The following is an 18,308-nucleotide window of genomic DNA, read 5'->3' on the forward strand; positions in this document are numbered from 1 at the left end:
GACGCGAAGCGCCACCGACGCCCTCGCACGAGGGAGAATGGAGAGGACTCAGGAGGACACGATGCCCTACAGCGTGAACAAGACCGAAGACGAGTGGCGCGACGAGCTCGGCGAAGAGCAGTACGCCGTGCTGCGCCAGGCGGCGACCGAGCGCGCCTGGACGGGTGAGCTGCTCGATGAGGAGCGCGCCGGCCTCTACACCTGCGGCGCCTGCGGTGCGGAGCTCTTCAAGAGCGGCACCAAGTTCGACTCGGGCTGCGGCTGGCCGAGCTTCTACGAGTCGGTCCGGCCGGATGCGGTCGAGCTGCTCGAGGACGACAGTCTCGGCATGGTGCGCACGGAGGTCCGCTGCGCGACCTGCGGTTCGCACCTCGGCCACGTCTTCCCGGACGGCTTCGGCACCCCCACCGGTGACCGCTACTGCATGAACTCGATCGCGCTGAACTTCACGCCCGACGAGTCGTGAGCGCCCTCGACGCCGTCCGCGCACGGCAGTCCTGGTCGAAGGTCGGCGACACCGCCCCGGGGCGCGAGGAGCTGGTGACGCTCGTCGGCGCCGCCGGCCGCGTCGCCGACCATTCCTCGCTGCGCCCCTGGCGTCTGATCGAGCTGCGCGGCGCGGACCGCGAGGCGCTCGGTGCCGCGATCGCCGAGGCTCAGGGAGACGCGGAGCCGTCGACGAAGCCGCTGCGGGCTCCGCTCCTCATCGCGGTGGTCGCGAGCTACCGTCCGAGCGAGAAAGTGCCGCGCTGGGAGCAGGAGGCGGTGGCCTCCGGCGTCGCGCATGTGCTGAGCCTGCTGCTCGATGAGGCGGGGTGGGGCGTCATCTGGCGCACCGGACACTACACGCGCTCAGAGCCCGTGGCGCGCATGCACGGACTGGGCCCCGACGAGGAGCTCCTCGGCTGGCTCTACATCGGCGCGAAGCCCGAGGGCAAGAGCCCCGGCAGGCGCAAGACGGTCGACGCCCGCGCGCTTCTCACCCGGCCGCCGAAGCTCTCTCCGGAGGAGCGGGCGGCAGCCGAGGCGGCGGCGCAGGAGGCCGAGAGGAAGAAGGCCGAGAAGGCCGAGAAGAAGGCCCGTAAGAAGGCGAAGAAGAAGGCGAAGAAGAAGGCCGCGAAGGCCGCGAAGAAGAGCCGCTCCTAGAGCCGGCGTCGACGCCAGGGCACCGCGACCAGCACCGAGCCCACCGCCACGATGACCATCGCGATCACCTGCCACAGCGCCGGTCCCGCCTGCGCCGGCCAGAGCAGGTCGATCACGACGGACGTCACGAGCTGCCCGAGCACCGATCCCAGCCCCATGAGCAGCACGCCCGTGTGCGCGACGATGAAGGCGCCGAGCAGGATGTAGCCCGCACCGAGGAAGCCGCCGAGGTAGAGCCAGGGCTCGGTCGGCAGCGCGGCCGGCCACCCCCGCACGGCGACGCTGGTGCCGGCGGCGACCGCCAGGACCAGGGTTCCCGCGATGAAGCTCATCAGGGTGGCGGCGATCGGCGACTGCACGCGCTGGGCCAGCCGACCGTTCGTCGCGGCCTGCCAGGCGATGCCGACACCGGCGGCGAAGGGCAGCACCAGCATCCACAGCGGGGCGGTCGCCAGCACATCACCCGAGAGGGAGATCCCCACCGCGGCGAGCGCGAGCACGCCGCCCATCACCCGGCCGGGGGTCACGGCCACGACGCCCGCCGGCCCGAAGCCGATGCGGTCGAGGACGAGGCCGTGCAGGGTCTGCCCTGCCACGACACCCACCGTGAAGAGGGAGACGCCGAGGATGCCCGCCGTCAGCCCCTGGGTGGAGACGGTGAGAGCGCCGCAGGCTCCGCCGAGGAGCATCCAGAACGGGATGCTCCGGTCGCGGATGCCGCGGCCGAGGCGCGCGGCACCACCGCGCGCCGAAGGCAGGAAGGAGATGACGACGGCGAGGGCCACGAGCCCCACCGCGAAGGACAGGAAGCCGGCGACGATGCCGTTGTCGACGCGCACGCCCAGGACCCCGTTGATGCGCGCCTGGATCGCGGTCATGACCCCGATCGCGACGGCTCCCCCGAGCGCCAGAGGGGCGGGGAGGCGGCGGGCGGGAGTCACCTCTCGACACTATCGGAGCCTCCGCGGGCACCTGTCCTCCACGGCGCCGTCCTCCCGGAGGACGATCGCACCGCACCGGGGAATCGTCCTCCGGGAGGACGCGCCGCGCCCCGACGGTCCGTAGCGTGGGGACCATGATCACCGCAGAAGGCCTCACCAAGAGATTCGGGGACAAGACCGCCGTCGACGGCGTGTCCTTCACCGTGCAGCCGGGGACCGTCACCGGCTTCCTCGGACCGAACGGCGCAGGGAAGTCGACGACCATGCGCATGATCGTCGGGCTGGACCGTCCGTCGGCCGGCCGGGCGACCGTCGCCGGCCAGGAGTATCGCAAGCTCCGGGCGCCCCTCACCGAGGTCGGCGTGCTCCTCGATGCCAAGGCCGTGCACACCGGACGGACCGCACGCGACCACCTCCGGGCCATGGCCGCCACGCACGGCATCCCGACGTCGCGCGTCGACGAGGTCATCGAGCTCGCCGGCATCGGCGCGGTCGCCCGCAAGCGCGCCGGGAAGTTCTCCCTCGGCATGGGGCAGCGCCTCGGGATCGCCTCCGCACTGCTCGGCGACCCGCACACCCTCATCCTCGACGAGCCGGTCAACGGCCTCGACCCGGAGGGCGTCCGCTGGGTGCGCCAGTTCGTCCGGCATGCCGCCTCCGAGGGCCGGACGGTCCTGCTGTCCAGTCACCTCATGAGCGAGATGGCGCAGACCGCGGACCACGTCATCGTGATGGGACGGGGCAAGGTCCTCGCCGACGCTCCGCTGGCCGAGCTGGTGCGCTCCTGGACGACGAACCGCGTGCGCGTGCGGACACCCCGCCCGACCGACCTCGTGGCCGCGGTGGGCGGTCCGGACGTGGAGATCGTCAGCGCCGCTCCCGATCTGCTCGACATCGCGGGGCTCCCGGCAGCCCGCATCGGCGACCTCGCCGCGGAGCGCGGGATCCCGCTGCACGAACTCACCCCGACCACCGGATCCCTCGAAGAGGCCTACCTCGCCCTCACCGGCGACGCCGTCGAGTACCGCACGAAGGAGCTCTCATGACCGCCGCCCCCGCCGTGACGACCCCGGCCGTCGCGCCCCCTGCCGTCGACTCGGGTCGGCGCCTCACCTTCGCACGCGCCGTGCGCGGCGAGGCGATTAAGCTCATCACCCTCCGGTCGACGTGGTGGTCCATCGCGATCGCCGCCGTGCTGACGATCGGCATCGCCGTCCTCATCGCCCAGGCGATCGATGCCCCCGGGTTCGACCCGATCCAGGCCGTCGTCATGCCGATCCAGTTCACGATGCTGCTCGCCGGCATCATCGGGGCGATCTCGGTCACCGGCGAGTACTCCACGGGCATGATCCGCTCGACGCTGACCGCCGACCCGATCCGCGGGTCCGTGCTGCTGGCGAAGGCCCTCGTGCTCGCGGGCTTCCTGTTCCTGTCGTCGCTGGTCATCTTCGGCGCCGCGGCGGCCGCCGTGTCCGCCGTGGTCGCAGGACGGGAGCAGCGCATCGACTGGTCGGACCCCGCGGCCTCCGTCCTGCCGATCGTGGTCGCCTCCCTCGCCATGGCCGTCTTCGCGCTGATCGGCGTGGCCTTCGGCTTCATCCTGCGCTCGGGTGCCGGAGCGATCGCGGCGACGGTCGGTCTGCTGTTCGTCCTGCCGATCGTCGCGAGCTTCTTCGCGATGGCGGGAGAGGCCTGGGCCTGGGTGATCGACGCCTCCGCTTACCTCCCCGTCGCCGCCGCGCAGAGCGCGATCCTGCCCGGTGACACGGCGACGCTGGATGCGCCGGTCGCCTTCCTCACCCTCGGCTGCTGGGTGGTCGGCGGTCTGCTGGCCGCGTGGGCCGTCCTTCGCACGCGCGACGCGTAGGAGACCGGGTGCCGGCGAAGCGACGCGGAACGGACACGGTCCGGGAGGACGAGGGGCTGCGGCTCCCTCGTCCTCCCGGCCTGTTCCGGCGTTTCTGGGCGCGCCATCCCGTCCTCGCCGACGTCCTGCTCACCCTGCTCTGTATCGTCCTCACGATCACACCCGCCGCGCGCGTCGACGATGCCGACCGCGGCCACGTCGGGCTCGTGCTCGCCGCCCTGCTGCCGCTCTGCGTGGTCGCCGCCTCCGCCACCCTGCTCTGGCGCCGACGGAAGCCGTGGCTCCCGGCGATCGCGGCGATCCTGCTCGAGGTCTTCCTCCTGTTCACCGCGCTGCCGGGGAGCAGCCCGCTGCTGCTGTTCGCCGGCTACTCCCTCGCCGTCTACCGTTCCACCCGTGCCGCGTGGACAGCTTTCGGCATCGGCGTCGCCGCCAGCGCCTCGGGAGCCGGGCTCCTCCTCTGGTCCGGCATCTTCACACTCCAAGAGGCGGTCAACGCCCTGCTCGGCACGGTCGTGCTCGGCCTGATCGGCACCCTGATCGGCGCGAACGTCGGCAACCGGAAGCGCTACCTGGACGCCGTCATCGACCGCTCCCGGCAGCTCCTCGTGGAGCGCGACCAGCAGGCGCAGCTCGCCGCTGCGGCGGAGCGGGCGCGGATCGCACGCGAGATGCACGACATCGTGTCGCACTCCCTGACCGTGGTCGTGGCGCTGTCCGAGGGAGCGGCCGCCACCCCGGACCGCGAACAGGCGCGCGCGGCGGCCACCTCTGCGGCGGACACCGCCCGCAGCGCGCTCACCCAGATGCGGGCGATGCTCGGGGTGCTTCGGGACGACGACGCCCCGCTCCTCCTCGCGCCGGTCTCGCCCGCATCCCCGCAGGAGACCGTCGCGGCCGCGCAGCGGACCGGGTATCCGGTGACCCTCGCCACCACCGGCCACGCGGACGTCTCGTCCGACGTCGCCCACGCGCTCGGCCGGATCGTGCAGGAGGGGCTGACGAACGCGATGCGGCACGCGCCGACCGCGACCGCCGCATCCGTGCGACTCGAGTACACGCCCGCGTCCGTGGTCGTCGAGATCGTCAACGACGGCGTCGCGGGCTCTCCGGGCGAGGGAGGCTTCGGTCTCCGGGGTCTCCAGGAACGCGCCGCCCACGTCCACGGCACACTGGAGTCGCGGCCGGACGGTGCGGGCAGATGGATCCTTCGCGCCGTGCTGCCGACAGAGGAGGAGAACAGATGACATCACCCATCCGCGTGCTCCTGGTCGACGACCAGGAGCTGATCCGCCTGGGGTTCCGCATGGTCCTCGAGGCGGAACCCGACATCGTCGTCATCGGGGAGGCCGCCGACGGGAAGGCGGCGATCGCGCAGAGCGCCGCACTCGCCCCCGACCTCGTGCTCATGGACATCCGGATGCCGGAGCTCGACGGGATCGCGGCGACGACCGCCATCGTCGGCGCGCATCCCGACACGAAGGTGCTCGTCCTCACGACCTTCGATCTGGACGAGTACGCCTTCGGCGCGATCCGGGCCGGTGCCAGCGGGTTCCTCCTGAAAGACGCCCAGCGCCAGGAGATGCTCTCCGCCGTCCGTGCCGTCCATCGTGGAGACGCCGCGCTGGCTCCGCGGGTGACCCGCGTGCTGTTGGAGCATGTCGGCTCGCAGCTCGGAGCCAACGCTCTCGACGAGGTCGACGACGCCGGGTACCGCTCCCTGACCGAACGCGAGCGCGAGGTGTTCGTCGCGATCGGCCAGGGTCTCACGAACGCCGAGATCGCGGCGTCGCTCTACGTCGGCGAGTCCACGGTGAAGACGCACGTCGGGCGGATCCTGGCGAAGCTCGGGGCGCGGGACCGGATCCATGCCGTGATCCTCGCGCACCGGCTCGGCCTCGTCGGTCGGTGAGAGCGGGTCAGCCCTGCGGCGGCGTCCAGGCCGACACGCGGTTCAGGCGCTCGACCTCGTCGGTCGACAGCTCCAGCCGCGCTCCGGCGAGCAGATCCGGCACCTGATCCACCGTCCGGGCACTCGCGATGGGCGCGACCACGGTCGGCTGCGCACGCAGCCAGGCCAGGGCTGTCGCGGCGACCGAGGCGCCGTGCGCTCCGCCGATCTCGTCGAGCGCGTCGATGATCCGAAGTCCCGCCTCGGTGGCGTACTTCGCGGCGCCGGCGGCCCGCGGAGACCCCTCTCCCCCGGCGTCCGTCGAGCGGTACTTGCCGGTGAGGAAGCCGCTCGCCAGCGCGTAGTACGGCACGAGGCTCAGCCCGAACTCCTCGGCGACGGGGATGATGGTGTCCTCGACGTCATTGCGGTGCACGAGGTTGTAGTGCGGCTGGACGGCGACCGGTCGCGCGACGCCGAGGCGGTCCGCGATGTCGATCCACTGCCGGATGCGGTTGGCGGTGTAGTTGGACACCGCCACGTGCCGCACGAGCCCGTCCGTGACGAGGGCGCCGAACGCCTCGACCGTCTCCTCCAGCGGCACGGACTCGTCATCGAAGTGGGCGTAGTAGAGGTCGATCTCGTCGACGCCGAGGCGAGCGAGCGACGCCTCCGCCGCGCGGCGCACGTTCCCCGCCGAGAGACCGCGGAAGGCGGGGTGCTGGCTAACCTTGGTCGCGACGACGACGCCCTGGGGCTTCCGCGCTGCGAGCCACGCTCCGATGATCGTCTCGCTCTCGCCGCCCTCGTTGCCGGGCACCCACGCACTGTAGGAGTCCGCCGTATCGATGAAATCGCGACCCCCGTCGACGAAGGCGTCGAGGACGGCGAAGGAGGCGTCGCGGTCGGCCGTCCAGCCGAACACGTTGCCGCCGAGGGCGAGAGGGAAGACGTCGAGGTCACTGGAGCCGATGCGGGTCATGTCCGAGACAACCGCGACGAGCAGCGCGAACATTCCCGCGATGAGGCGAAAAGATGCGCAGGTGGCCGGGGCGGGGTGCCGACCACCTGCACCCCAGTAACATAACACCCTCCGAAGTGATACGCGATATGCGGGCGCGCGACAACGCGGCACGCAGAGGCGCCGCGATCACGCGGAGGGGTCCGTCAGAGAGAGCCGACTACGGGACTCGAACCCGTAACCCCCGTATTACAAGTACGGTGCGCTACCAATTGCGCCAAGTCGGCGGATGCCATCACAGCTTAGCGATGGCCGGGACGCTCGACGGACTACTTCGCCGGCGCCGAGGTGGCGGTCGGGGTGGGCGTCGGAGACGTCGACTCGTAGTAGGCCTCGCTGGCGACGGACATGACGAACGTCGACAGCTCCTGCGGGTCGTCCAGCGCGCCGACGTACGCCTCGCCGTTCACGACGATCATCGGGGCGGCGGTGAGCACGAGGTCGTCGGAGCCGGGGAGCGGCCCCTCGAGCGCGCGGGTCGTCGCCTCCTTCGCCCAGCTGACGTAGTCGCCGTCCTGGATGCAGGAGCGCACGGTCTTGGCGTTGTCCACGCCGACGGCACCCGCGAGGTTGGCGAGCTCCTCGTCGGACATCCCGTCGCTGCCCACGTCGGGCTGGTCGTCGAGGAGGTCGTGGTTGAACGCGTAGAACTGGTCCGGCGAGTGCGTCGCCACGCAGGCGGCGGCCGCGGCGGAACGCAGCGAGTACTTCGTGCCGTTGGAGCTGGCGGTGAGCAGAGCGACCGGGTGGTAGCTGACGGTCGCGGCGCCGTCCTCGATCCACTGGGCGAGCAGACGGGCGTTGGCGCGCTCGAACTTGCCCGCGTCGGGCGAGAGGTAGTCGACGTAGACGTGCACCTCGACGGCGCCGGCCGCGGACGGCTCGGGCGACGGCGTCTCGCTGGCGCCGGCCTCACTGGGCTCGGGGTCCGGTGTGGGGGACGCGGTGCCGGCGATCGCGGCGGAGGCGATGTCCGTCACCACGACGCCGTCCGCCTCCATGCCGCTGGGGCTGAGCTGCGGCTTGGACGTCTGCGAGGTCACGGCGAGCGTCACGGCGGTCCCGATCGCACCGACCGCGATGATCGCCACCGCACCGATGATGATCCGTCGCATGAGACGCGCCCGCGACTGCTGGGCGTGCACCTTCTGTGCCTTCTCCCGCACGGCCTCGCGCGAAGTGCGAGGGGCGGGGACGTTCGGCGTTTCGTCGCTCGACATCGTTCCTCTTGAGTCTCAGGGGGTCCGGGTTGGCCCCGACCACCGTCGGGCGGTGATCGCCGCTGCGCACGGCCGGGTTCGATGCTAACCAGTGAGGCTGAGAAATACCCAGGTGCGGCCGTTCGTGCCATACTGATCCCGACCCGATGGAGGGTCACGGCGGGTCGCTCCGCCGCTTCATTCACTACGGATCGTCCGGCACGTACCTGCCGGTGAAGGAGAAACCGATGGCATCTGTGACTTTCGACGAGGCCACCCGCCTGTACCCCGGCGGCACCCGTCCGGCTGTCGACAAGCTCAACCTCGAGGTGGGAGACGGCGAGTTCCTCGTCCTGGTCGGTCCCTCCGGTTGCGGTAAGTCCACCTCCCTCCGCATGCTCGCCGGCCTCGAAGAGGTCAACTCCGGCCGCATCCTCATCGGTGACCGCGACGTCACCGACGTGCCGCCGAAGGACCGCGACATCGCGATGGTGTTCCAGAACTACGCGCTGTACCCGCACATGACCGTCGCGGAGAACATGGGCTTCGCGCTCAAGATCGCCGGCGTCGGCAAGGAGGAGCGCGCCGCGCGCGTCCTCGAGGCCGCGAAGCTCCTCGACCTGGAGCAGTACCTCACCCGCAAGCCGAAGGCCCTCTCCGGTGGTCAGCGTCAGCGTGTCGCCATGGGTCGCGCCATCGTGCGTCAGCCCCAGGTGTTCCTCATGGACGAGCCCCTGTCGAACCTCGACGCCAAGCTCCGCGTCCAGACCCGCACGCAGATCGCGTCACTGCAGCGTCGTCTCGGCGTCACCACGGTCTACGTCACGCACGACCAGACCGAGGCGCTCACGATGGGTGACCGCATCGCCGTGCTCAAGGACGGTCTGCTCCAGCAGGTCGGCTCCCCGCGCGACCTGTACGAGAAGCCGAACAACGTGTTCGTGGCCGGCTTCATCGGCTCCCCCGCGATGAACCTGTTCAGCGCCGACCTCGCCGACGGCGGCGTGCAGTTCGGCACCGAGGTCGTGCCGCTGGACCGCGACACGGTCGGCCGCGCGTCGGGCTCGCAGGTCACGGTCGGCGTCCGCCCCGAGGACATCACGGTGGGCCCGGCCGACGGTCGCGGCCTCTCGGTCGTCGTCGACCTCGTCGAGGAGCTCGGCGCCGACGGCTACCTCTACGGCCACACGGAGATCAACGGCAAGCGCACCGACCTCGTCGCCCGCGTCGACGGCCGCAACCACCCGAACGCCGGGGAGACCGTCACCCTTGCCGCGAACCCGGGTCACGTGCACGCGTTCGACCTCGAGTCGGGCGACCGCCTGAACGACAAGCCGGTCGTCTCGGCCTGATCGGACACTCCACCGCGGCGCGGGCTGACTTCGGTCGCCCGCGCCGCGTCGTTTCCCCGGCACCCTCAGGAGCCCCCATGCAGGAATCCCTCCGGATCACCGCCAAGACGGTCGACCCCGGTCTGCTCGCTCTGCCCTGGTCGACGCCTCTGGAGAAGTGGCCGTCCGAGCACATCGTCTCGCTGCCCAAGGGCCTCTCCCGCCACCTCGTGCGCTTCGCGGATCTCTCCGGGCGCGTGGTGGCGGTGAAGGAGACGACGACCGAGATGGCGCGCCGGGAGTACGAGATGCTCGGCAACCTGTCGCGACTCGACGTGCCGTGCGTGGAGCGCGTCGCGGTGATCGCGGGGCGCACCGACTCGTCGGGGGCGCCGCTCCCCGCGGCACTGGTCACCTCGCATCTGCGCTTCTCGATGCCGTACCGGGCCCTCTTCACCCGGGTGCTCCGCCCGGACACGGCCACGCGCCTCGTCGACGCGCTCGCCCTGCTGCTCGTGCGTCTGCACAACGTGGGCTTCTACTGGGGAGACGTCTCGCTCTCGAACACGCTGTTCCGCCGGGATGCCGGGGCGTTCGCGGCGTACCTCGTCGATGCGGAGACCGGCGAGCTGCACGAAGAGGGCCTCACCGACGGTCAGCGCGCCTACGACCTGGACCTCGCGCGCACGAACATCGCGGGGGAGATCATGGACCTCGCCGCGGGCGGCCGCCTGGAGCATGGGGTCGACGCCGTCGCCATCGCGGACGGCATCGTGTCGTCCTACCGCTCCCTCTGGGCCGAGCTCACCGCGCAGGAGTCCTTCTCCGCCGCCGAGACGTGGCGCATCACGGAACGTGTCGAGCGGCTCAACGCCCTCGGCTTCGACATCGACGAGATGTCGATGTCGACGACCGCCGACGGCACGGTCGTGGAGATCCAGCCCAAGGTCGTCGATGCCGGGCACCACCAGCGCCGACTCATCCGCCTCACCGGTCTCGACGTCGAGGAGAACCAGGCCCGGAGGCTCCTCAACGACCTCGACGAGTTCCGTGCCCGCTCCACCAAGCAGTGGGCGGACGAGGAGATGTACGCGCACGAGTGGCTCACGCGCGTCTTCGAGCCCGTCGTCCGCGCGATCCCGTACGACCTGCGCGCCAAGCTGGAGCCGGCCGAGGTGTTCCACCAGGTGCTGGAGCACCGCTGGTACCTGTCCCAGGCGCAGGGACGCTCGGTCGCCCTCGCGGAGGTGCTGACGAGCTACATCAACGATGTGCTCCGCCACCGGCGCGACGAGGCCACCATCATGGGGCCGCCGACCGAGACGATGGGCCTCCCCGTCGTCACCGGCACGCTGGCGCTCGGCGACGACGACGAGGTGGACTGGCGCGACCTCGTCTGAGACCGTGCCCGCCGGCCGGCGCCGCGCCGGACGGCGTCAGTAGCCGACCGTGAACCGCTCGCGGTGGTGGTTGCCCTGCTCGATCTCGTCGACGATCGCGACGGCGAAGTCCGCCCCGGAGATGTACGACTTCCCGTCCTCGTCGCGGACGAGGACGTCACCGCCGTCCCGGTAGTGTCCGGTGCGCTCCCCCTCGGCCCACGGCCCGAAGACCTCGGCAGGGTGCACGAAGAACCAGTCCAGGCTCTCCGCGGTGCGCTCCAGGAGCGCGAGCGAGTCGATGCCGACCTGCGCCTCGTGCTTGTACTCCTCAGGGAACCCCTGATCGAACAGTCGGGGGCCACCGGGCGCGACGAGGCTGCCGCCCGCGCCGCCCACGACCCCGAGCCGGGTCTCGGTGCCGTCGAGCAGCGCGACCACGTTCGTCAGCGCCTCGAGGACACGGTCCTCCATGTCACCGCGCGGCGAGAGCGCGGAGACCACGGCATCCGCACCCGCGAACGCCTCGGTCAGCGTCGCGGGGTCGAGCGCGGACCCCTGCACGTACGCCGCACCCGCGACCGGATCCGCGGGGGTCGAGCGCGAGATGGCGACGACCGCGTGATCGCGGCTCACCGCCTCCGCGACGATGTGGCGCCCGGCGTAGCCGGTTCCTCCCAGGACGATGATGCGGGCCATGCGTGTTCCTCTCGGTCAGTCCGCGGCGCGGACGGTCGCGACCTGGTACAGCGCGACCGAGGCCGCGATGCCGGCGTTCAGCGACTCGGTCGCCGCGGAGATGGGGATGGAGACGATCTGGTCGCAGGTCTCGGTCACGAGGCGGGACAGGCCCTTGCCCTCCGAGCCCACGACGATGACGACGGGACGGTCCGCCAGCTCCAGCGCGGGCAGCGAGACGTCGCCGTCACCGTCGAGCCCGAGCACGAACACGCCCTGCTTCTTGAACTCCTTGAGCTGCGTGGTGAGGTTCGACGCCAGCGCGACCGGGATGCGCGCCGCCGCGCCCGCACTCGTCTTCCACGCCGCGGAGTTCACACCGGCGGAACGACGCTGCGGCAGGATGATGCCGTGGCCGCCGAACGCCGCCGTCGAACGGATGATCGCACCGAGGTTGCGGGGGTCCGTGATGCCGTCGAGGGCGACGAACAGCGGCGTCTCGCCGCGGTCGATGACCTGCTCCAGGAGGTCCTGCGGGTGGGCGTATTCGTACGGCGGCACCTTGAGGGCGACGCCCTGGTGCACGCCGTCGAAACCGGCCATGCGGTCGAGCTCCTGGCGGGTGACCTCGAGCACCGGGATGTCGCGGTGGGTCGCTATCGACAGCATCTCCTTGACGCGGTCGTCCATCTCGACGCGCTGCGCGATGTACATCGCCGTCGCCGGGATCTTCGCGCGCAGCGCCTCGAGCACCGAGTTGCGGCCGGTGACCGTCTCGGTGTCGGTGGTGTTGTCCTTCGACCGGGCGCTACGGTTCGGGTTGCCGCCGGACGCGGGGCGCCCACCGGGCTTGCCCTTTCCGCCCGCAGCCGCGTAGCGCTCGGCCGCGGCCTTGCGCTTACCGGCGGGGTGCCACGCGCGGTCCTCCGCCTTCGGCGTGGGGCCGCGTCCCTCGAGCGCCTTGCGCCCGAGACCGCCGGTGCCCTTGGTCGGGCCCTTCTTGTTTCCCTTGCTCGCGCCGGGGCGCCCTGGCTTAGCCATCGATACTCCAATGAGTTCCGGCCGGAGTGTCCTCCAGCGTGATTCCTGCGGCGGCGATCGCGTCACGGATGCGATCCGCCGCCGCCCAGTCCTTCTCCGCGCGCGCGGTGGCGCGCTGCGCGATCATCTCCTGCACCAGCGCGTCCAGCGCTGCTGCCTGCGCGCCCCCGGCGGCGCCGGATCCCGTGCGCGGGTCCAGACCGAGGATCCCGGTCATGGCGAGCACCGCCCGCGCCGCGTCCAGGGCCGTGCCGGTGTCGCCCGCGTCCAGCGCCGAGTTCCCTGCCCGCACGCTCTCGTGCACGACGGCCAGCGCCTGCGGCACGCCGAGGTCGTCGTCCATCGCCTCGACGAAGGCGTCGGGCAGGCTCCGTGCGTCCTCAGCACCGATCTCCTCGCCGGCCGCGCGGACTGCGCGATCGAGGAAGGAGCGGATACGGCCGAGCGCCGCGTCCGCCTCCGCCCAGGACGATTCCGAGAGATCGAGGCTCGACCGGTAGTGCGCGGCGGCGAGGGCGTAGCGCACGACCAGCGGGTCCCGCTCCGCGAGCACGTCCCGCGCGAGGGTGAAGTTGCCGAGGGATTTCGACATCTTCTGGCCGTCGACGGTCACGAGCCCGTTGTGCACCCAGTAGCGGGCGAAGCCGTCACCCGCGGCCGTCGACTGCGCGAGCTCGTTCTCGTGATGAGGGAACCGCAGGTCGAGGCCGCCGCCGTGGATGTCGAACTCCGCACCGAGGTACCGCTTCGCCATGGCCGAGCACTCGATGTGCCAGCCCGGACGCCCCGGCCCCCACGGCGACGCCCAGGTCGCATCGGCGGGCTCGTCGGGCTTGGCCCCCTTCCACAGGGCGAAGTCCTGGGGGTTGCGCTTGCCCCGCGGGTCGGCGTCCTGCGCCGCCTCCATCGCGTCCACCGACTGATGAGTGAGATCGCCGTAGGACGGCCAGGAGCGCACATCGAAGTACACGTCGCCCGACCCGTCGGGAGCGGGGTACGCGTGGCCCCGGTCGATGAGCAGCGCGATGAGCTCCTGCATCTGCGGGACGGAGGCCGTCGCCCGCGGCTCGTACGTGGGCGGCAGGATGCCGATGCCGGCGTAGGCCGCGGCGAACTCCTGCTCCATCCGGTAGGCGAGCGCCCACCACGGCTCGGCGTCCGTGGCGTTGGCGAGCACCTTGTCGTCGATGTCGGTGACGTTGCGCACGAAGGTCACGCGGCCGTGGCGGTGCGTCAGCCAGCGGCGCAGGAGATCGAAGCTCAGGGCCGCGCGGACGTGGCCGATGTGCGGGCCGGACTGCACGGTGGGTCCGCACACGTACATCGTGATGTTCTCGGGATCGAGAGGCACGAAGTCGCGCAGCAGCTGTGCGCGGGTGTCGTAGAGGCGGAGAGTCACCGCTCAAGCCTACTCGGCGGGCGCTGAGAGACTCCGCTCCGGTCGCGGGATGACGACCGCGACGGCCGTGACCGCGATCCCCTCGCCCCGTCCCGGGAAGCCGAGGCCGTCGGTCGTCGTGGCCGTCACGGCCACCGGAGCGCCCCCGAGCGCCGCCGACAGAGCAGCCTCGGCCTCCCCGCGTCGTCCGCTGAAGCGCGGGCGGTTGCCCTGGAACTGCACCGACACGTTGCCGATCATGAATCCCGCCGCCGCCAGGAGCTCCGCGGTGCGGGAGAGGAAGACATCGGCGTGCGCCCCCGCGTACTCCGGATGAGCGGTGCCGAAGTGCTCGCCGATGTCGCCGAGCCCGGCGGCGCCGAGCAGCGCGTCGACGATCGCGTGGCCGACCGCGTCCCCGTCCGAATGCCCGGAGAGCGCGGGCTCCCCCGGCCATTCCAGCCCGGCCAGCCACAGCGGCCCGTCGCCACCGAAGGCGTGCACGTCCGTGCCGATGCCCACGCGGGGTGCGCCCCCGACGGGTGTCGACGGCCGCGCCGCCGAGGAGGGCGATCCCGACGACGTCGCGACGAGGAGGCGGGCGCGCTCCAGATCGGCGGGAGTGGTGATCTTGAACGAACGCTCGGAGCCCGGCACCAGGCGAACGGTGTTCCCGGCCGCGGCGAAGAGCGCGGCGTCGTCGGTGTACTCGGCGCCCCGGGCGGTCGCCTCCGCGTACGCCGCTTCCAGCAGCGCGCGCGGGAAGCCCTGCGGAGTCTGCGCTGCGGCGAGCTCCGCACGATCCACGGCACCGACGACGAGACCGTCCGCGACGCGCTTGAGCGTGTCCACGACAGGCAGGCTCGGCACCGCACCGGCATCGGCGACCACGGCCGCCGCCACCGCGTCGATGACGGCGGGCGGAGTGAGGGCGCGCGCCGCGTCGTGCACGAGCACCGTCGTGACGTCCCCCCACAGAGCGGCGAGCCCCGCGGCGACCGACTCCTGCCGCGTCGCCCCTCCGGTGACCACGCGGCCCAGGTCGGCACGATCGCCGGCGGCCTCCCGCAGCTCCGTCTCCGCGTCGCCTTCGTAGCCTGCGGGCGCGACGACCACGACCTGCAGGGGCGCCGCCGCGAAGACGCCGTCGAGGGCGTGCCGCAGGATGGTGCGGCCGTCGATGCCGACGAACGCCTTGGGCGCTCCGGCTTCGAGACGGGTGCCGGAGCCGGCGGCGACGACGATGATCGCGGTATGCGGGACGGGGAGGATGCTCACAGCTTCACGTTACCGGCGGAGACGACGGAAGGCGGGTGCCGCAGCACCCGCCTTCCGTGAAGGACGTCTCAGGACGCGAGGACCTCGTCGAGCAGTGCGCCCGCCTTGTCCTCGTCGATCTTCTCGGCCAGCGCCAGCTCCGAGATGAGGATCTGCCGGGCCTTGGCCAGCATCCGCTTCTCACCCGCGGACAGGCCGCGGTCCTGGTCGCGGCGCCAGAGGTCGCGCACGACCTCGCTCACCTTGATGACATCGCCGGACGCGAGCTTCTCCAGGTTCGCCTTGTACCGGCGCGACCAGTTGGTGGGCTCCTCGGTGAACGGCGCGCGCAGCACCTCGAACACGTGGTCGAGGCCCTCCTTGCCGATCACGTCGCGGACGCCGACGAGGTCGACGTTCTCGGCCGGGACCTCGATGATGAGATCGCCCTGCGTGACGTTGAGCTTCAGGTATTTCTTCGTCTCGCCCTTGATGACGCGTTCCTTGACCTCGATGATGGTCGCAGCGCCATGGTGCGGATAGACGACGGTCTCGCCAACCTCAAAAAGCATAAAAACATGTCCTTTCGGCAACCTCAAGGATACCACAGGGGATATGCGCTAAGGTTCGCGCTTCCTGTTCCCAGCGGCTCCTCGACTTACCCATAGAATGGGGAGGGATATCCCGTCGGACCTCAGGAGGACCCGTGAAATCGCGCCTTGTCGCGTCTGCCGCCATCAGCGCCGTCGTTCTGCTCGGCGCGACCGGGTGCACGTTCATCACGCCGCAGGCGACGAAGACCGAGTACGCCGCCTCCGACGGCGTGAACGTGTCGGACGAGGACGGCCCCATCGCCGTCCGGAACGCCCTCATCATCGCGAACGAAGACGGCACGGCCGGGAACTTCGTGGGCGCGGTCGTCAACCCGACGCAGGACCGCGCCACCCTGACGGTCTCCCTCGAGGGCGGCGAGCCGTTCATGATCACCGTGCCCGCCGGCGGATCGGTCAGCCTCGGGGCCGACCAGGAGCCGGTGGAGATCGTCGGCCTCGACACCATGCCCGGCGCCACCGTCGCGATGCACTTCCAGTCCGGCGACTCCGCCGGCGTGACCACGCAGGTGCCCGTCCTCGACGGCACCCTGCCGTACTACTCGGACCTCGCTCCGCAGGACTGAGTCCGCAGACAGACGCGCGAGGCCGGCACCCACGGGTGCCGGCCTCTCTTGTGTGCGGTCACCCCTCGAAGCGATACCCCAGGCCGCGGACGGTCACGAGCATCACCGGTTCGCTCGGGTTCTCCTCGATCCGCGAGCGGATGCGCTTGATGTGCACGTCGAGCGTCTTGGTGTCACCGAAGTAGTCGCTCCCCCACACCCGGTCGATGAGCTGGCCGCGCGTGAGCACCCGGCCGGAGTTGCGCATCAGCACCTCCAGCAGCTCGAACTCCTTCAGGGGCATGTTGATCTGCTCGCCGGCCACCGCCACCGTGTGCCGATCGATGTCGAGCGAGACGCGCCCGCCCTCGAGCACCCGCTCGTCGAGCTCGGCCTCCGCCTGCACCACCCGCCGCAGCACCGCCCGCATCCGGGCGAGCAGCTCCCGCGACGAGTACGGCTTGGTGATGTAATCGTCCGCGCCGAGCTCGAGCCCCACGACGATGTCGACCTCGGAGTCCTTCGCCGTCAGCATGATGATGGGCACGGCCGACGTGGACCGGATCTGACGGCACACCTCGGTCCCCGGCATGCCGGGCAGCATGAGGTCGAGCAGCACGATGTCGGCACCGCGCTCCCGGAAGGCCGTCAGCGCACCAGGGCCGTCCTCGGCGATCTCCACCTCGTAGCCCTCGCGGCGCAGCAGGTAGGCGAGCGGGTCGGCGAGGTCGGGCTCGTCTTCGACGAGAAGGATGCGGGTCATGCGGTCTCTCCGTTTCGGACGCGCGTCGCCCCGGTCGCGGGGGCGGCCTTGCGCGCGCGCTTCTTCTTGCTCTTCTTGCCCTGTCCGGCGTTCGCGGGAGCATCGATCCGGGGCAGGCGGATGGTGAACGTGGACCCGCGGCCGGGGCGCGACCACAGCCGCACCTCTCCCCCGTGCCGCTGGGTGGCGTGCTTGACGATGGACAGTCCGAGACCGGTGCCGCCGGTGCGCCGGGAGCGGGCCTCGTCCGCGCGATAGAAGCGCTCGAAGATGCGCTCGCGGTCGGCCTCCGCGATCCCGATGCCCTGGTCGGAGACGGCGATCTCCACGACGTCGTCGTCGGCCTTCACCCCGACGCCGACCCGGGAGCCGCGGGGCGAGTAGACGATGGCGTTGGCGATGAGGTTGCCGACGGCCTCGATGAGGATCTGAGCATCGCCGCGGACCCAGACGCCGCGGTCTCCACCGCGGGCGAGCTCCACACCGGCGGAGTCGGCCTGCACGACGTGGGCTTCGATCGAGGAGGCGATGACTTCGTCGATCGAGACCGGGGCGACCTCGGTCAGCCCGTCCTCCGCCTGCAGCCGGGACAGACTCATGATGCGTCCGGTGAGCTGACCGAGACGGCCGGCCTCCGCCGAGATCCGGGACGCGAACGCCCGCACCTGGGCGGGGTCGTCGGCGGCGGACTCGATGGCCTCGGCGAGCAGGCTCACGGCCCCGACGGGCGTCTTGAGCTCGTGGCTCGTGTTGGCCACGAAGTCACGGCGCATCTGGTCGAGGCGCTCCTGCTCGGTCACGTCGCGGATGATGAGGAGCACGAGGCGCGTGCCGATGGCGCTCGCCCTGGCCGACACGAGGCGGGGGTCGAGGCTGAGACCGCCGCGGGTGATGCGCAGCGACTCGGTCGCCGTCTCCCCCGTCGAGCGGACGCCCCGCACGAGCTGCCGGAGCTCCGGGTTCTCGAGCGTCGATCCGACCTCGATCCCGAACCGTGCGGCGGCTTTCGACGTGGCGAGCACGAGGCCGGAGACGTCGACCACGCACGCGGCGTCGTCCATGCTGCGCAGCACGTCGGTGATCCCGGGCGGGATCGCCATCGACGTCTCCTCCTCCGCCCGCGCCCGCGCCCGATACGCCCAGACGACGAGGAGCGAGAGGCCCACCCCGATCGCCAACCCGATGGCGAGGGAGGACAGCGCGAGCTGCGGCAGGGTCATGACTCCAGCGTAGAGCGCGTTCACCGTCGATCCGGCGGGT

18 protein-coding genes, 1 tRNA gene and 1 pseudogene are annotated in these 18,308 nt (G+C 71.3%); 9 read left to right on the plus strand and 11 right to left on the minus strand.

Annotated features, from left to right (window positions below; genetic code table 11):
• The first annotated feature begins 61 nt into the window (after positions 1–61).
• Together msrB and AC2W7E_RS10215 are read left to right on the plus strand one after the other, a co-directional pair.
• A complete protein-coding gene (gene msrB, locus AC2W7E_RS10210; RefSeq protein WP_025105523.1) occupies positions 62–466 on the plus strand; it encodes a peptide-methionine (R)-S-oxide reductase MsrB in 405 nt (134 codons plus the stop codon).
• A pseudogene (locus AC2W7E_RS10215) lies at positions 463–1,065 on the plus strand (nitroreductase family protein); the annotation flags it as partial. The gene msrB and the pseudogene AC2W7E_RS10215, both read left to right, overlap by 4 nt.
• Positions 1,066–1,142: 77 nt before the next feature.
• Here the strand turns inward: AC2W7E_RS10215 and AC2W7E_RS10220 are convergent.
• A complete protein-coding gene (locus tag AC2W7E_RS10220) occupies positions 1,143–2,057 on the minus strand; it encodes a DMT family transporter (RefSeq protein WP_036293476.1) in 915 nt (304 codons plus the stop codon).
• 164 nt (positions 2,058–2,221) lie between these two features.
• Between AC2W7E_RS10220 and AC2W7E_RS10225 the strand changes: the two genes are divergently transcribed.
• Genes AC2W7E_RS10225 through AC2W7E_RS10240 form a run of 4 tightly spaced genes read left to right on the plus strand, consistent with a single transcriptional unit; the run spans position 2,222 to position 5,866 of the window.
• Positions 2,222–3,133: an ABC transporter ATP-binding protein gene (locus AC2W7E_RS10225; protein ID WP_025105520.1), complete on the plus strand. Its 912-nt coding sequence runs from the start codon at positions 2,222–2,224 to the stop codon at positions 3,131–3,133.
• Entirely contained in the window at positions 3,130–3,954 is an 825-nt protein-coding gene (locus AC2W7E_RS10230) for an ABC transporter permease (protein WP_025105519.1), read from the plus strand. The genes AC2W7E_RS10225 and AC2W7E_RS10230 overlap by 4 nt, the downstream gene beginning before the upstream one ends.
• An 8-nt stretch (positions 3,955–3,962) precedes the next feature.
• Positions 3,963–5,201 (plus strand): sensor histidine kinase, encoded by a 1,239-nt coding sequence (locus AC2W7E_RS10235; RefSeq protein ID WP_485989034.1) that lies wholly within the window; start codon positions 3,963–3,965, stop codon positions 5,199–5,201.
• The gene (locus AC2W7E_RS10240; protein ID WP_025105517.1) at positions 5,198–5,866 is read left to right on the plus strand and encodes a response regulator; all 669 of its coding nucleotides are present in this window, start codon (positions 5,198–5,200) and stop codon (positions 5,864–5,866) included. The genes AC2W7E_RS10235 and AC2W7E_RS10240 overlap by 4 nt, the downstream gene beginning before the upstream one ends.
• Before the next feature lie 7 nt (positions 5,867–5,873).
• Here AC2W7E_RS10240 and AC2W7E_RS10245 read toward each other — a convergent pair whose 3' ends face one another.
• From AC2W7E_RS10245 to AC2W7E_RS10255, 3 genes are all read right to left on the minus strand, one after another.
• Complete coding sequence (locus tag AC2W7E_RS10245; protein ID WP_485989049.1) at positions 5,874–6,827, minus strand: aldo/keto reductase; 954 nt, start codon at positions 6,825–6,827, stop codon at positions 5,874–5,876.
• A 193-nt stretch (positions 6,828–7,020) separates the two neighbouring features.
• Positions 7,021–7,093, minus strand: a tRNA-Thr gene (locus AC2W7E_RS10250).
• Positions 7,094–7,135: 42 nt separating this feature from the next.
• Positions 7,136–8,086, minus strand: coding sequence for a DsbA family protein (locus AC2W7E_RS10255; protein ID WP_025104315.1), 951 nt, complete (start codon positions 8,084–8,086; stop codon positions 7,136–7,138).
• Positions 8,087–8,313: 227 nt separating this feature from the next.
• On the opposite strand from AC2W7E_RS10255, the gene AC2W7E_RS10260 reads away from it, so the two are divergent.
• Positions 8,314–9,417: an ABC transporter ATP-binding protein gene (locus AC2W7E_RS10260; RefSeq protein ID WP_025104314.1), complete on the plus strand. Its 1,104-nt coding sequence runs from the start codon at positions 8,314–8,316 to the stop codon at positions 9,415–9,417.
• A 77-nt stretch (positions 9,418–9,494) separates the two neighbouring features.
• On the plus strand, positions 9,495–10,796 hold the full coding sequence (locus AC2W7E_RS10265) for a DUF4032 domain-containing protein (RefSeq protein ID WP_025104313.1): 1,302 nt from the start codon (positions 9,495–9,497) through the stop codon (positions 10,794–10,796).
• A 36-nt stretch (positions 10,797–10,832) separates the two neighbouring features.
• Here the strand turns inward: AC2W7E_RS10265 and AC2W7E_RS10270 are convergent, their stop codons facing one another.
• From AC2W7E_RS10270 to AC2W7E_RS10290, 5 genes are all read right to left on the minus strand, one after another.
• Positions 10,833–11,474 (minus strand): NAD(P)-dependent oxidoreductase, encoded by a 642-nt coding sequence (locus tag AC2W7E_RS10270; RefSeq protein ID WP_060921926.1) that lies wholly within the window; start codon positions 11,472–11,474, stop codon positions 10,833–10,835.
• Between the two features lie 15 nt (positions 11,475–11,489).
• Positions 11,490–12,494 carry a 23S rRNA (guanosine(2251)-2'-O)-methyltransferase RlmB gene (gene rlmB, locus AC2W7E_RS10275; protein WP_025104311.1) on the minus strand — a complete coding sequence of 335 codons (1,005 nt, stop codon included), beginning with the start codon at positions 12,492–12,494 and terminating at the stop codon, positions 11,490–11,492.
• Positions 12,487–13,893, minus strand: a complete 1,407-nt coding sequence (cysS, locus tag AC2W7E_RS10280; protein WP_485989035.1) for a cysteine--tRNA ligase — start codon at positions 13,891–13,893, stop codon at positions 12,487–12,489. The genes rlmB and cysS overlap by 8 nt, the downstream gene beginning before the upstream one ends.
• 9 nt (positions 13,894–13,902) lie before the next feature.
• Positions 13,903–15,150, minus strand: coding sequence for a 2-C-methyl-D-erythritol 4-phosphate cytidylyltransferase (gene ispD, locus AC2W7E_RS10285; RefSeq protein ID WP_485989036.1), 1,248 nt, complete (start codon positions 15,148–15,150; stop codon positions 13,903–13,905).
• 68 nt (positions 15,151–15,218) lie between these two features.
• A complete protein-coding gene (locus AC2W7E_RS10290; protein WP_025104308.1) occupies positions 15,219–15,701 on the minus strand; it encodes a CarD family transcriptional regulator in 483 nt (160 codons plus the stop codon).
• A gap of 134 nt (positions 15,702–15,835) precedes the next feature.
• On the opposite strand from AC2W7E_RS10290, the gene AC2W7E_RS10295 reads away from it, so the two are divergent.
• A complete protein-coding gene (locus tag AC2W7E_RS10295; protein ID WP_378872455.1) occupies positions 15,836–16,306 on the plus strand; it encodes a DNA modification methylase in 471 nt (156 codons plus the stop codon).
• 58 nt (positions 16,307–16,364) lie between these two features.
• On the opposite strand, the gene AC2W7E_RS10300 is transcribed toward AC2W7E_RS10295, so the two are convergent.
• Positions 16,365–17,048, minus strand: a complete 684-nt coding sequence (locus AC2W7E_RS10300) for a response regulator transcription factor (protein ID WP_025104306.1) — start codon at positions 17,046–17,048, stop codon at positions 16,365–16,367.
• A complete protein-coding gene (locus AC2W7E_RS10305; protein WP_485989037.1) occupies positions 17,045–18,268 on the minus strand; it encodes a sensor histidine kinase in 1,224 nt (407 codons plus the stop codon). Before AC2W7E_RS10305 ends, AC2W7E_RS10300 begins: the two co-directional genes overlap by 4 nt.
• Positions 18,269–18,308: the final 40 nt, after the last annotated feature.

This window comes from Microbacterium sp. CFSPD4_SD4 (assembly GCF_057364585.1).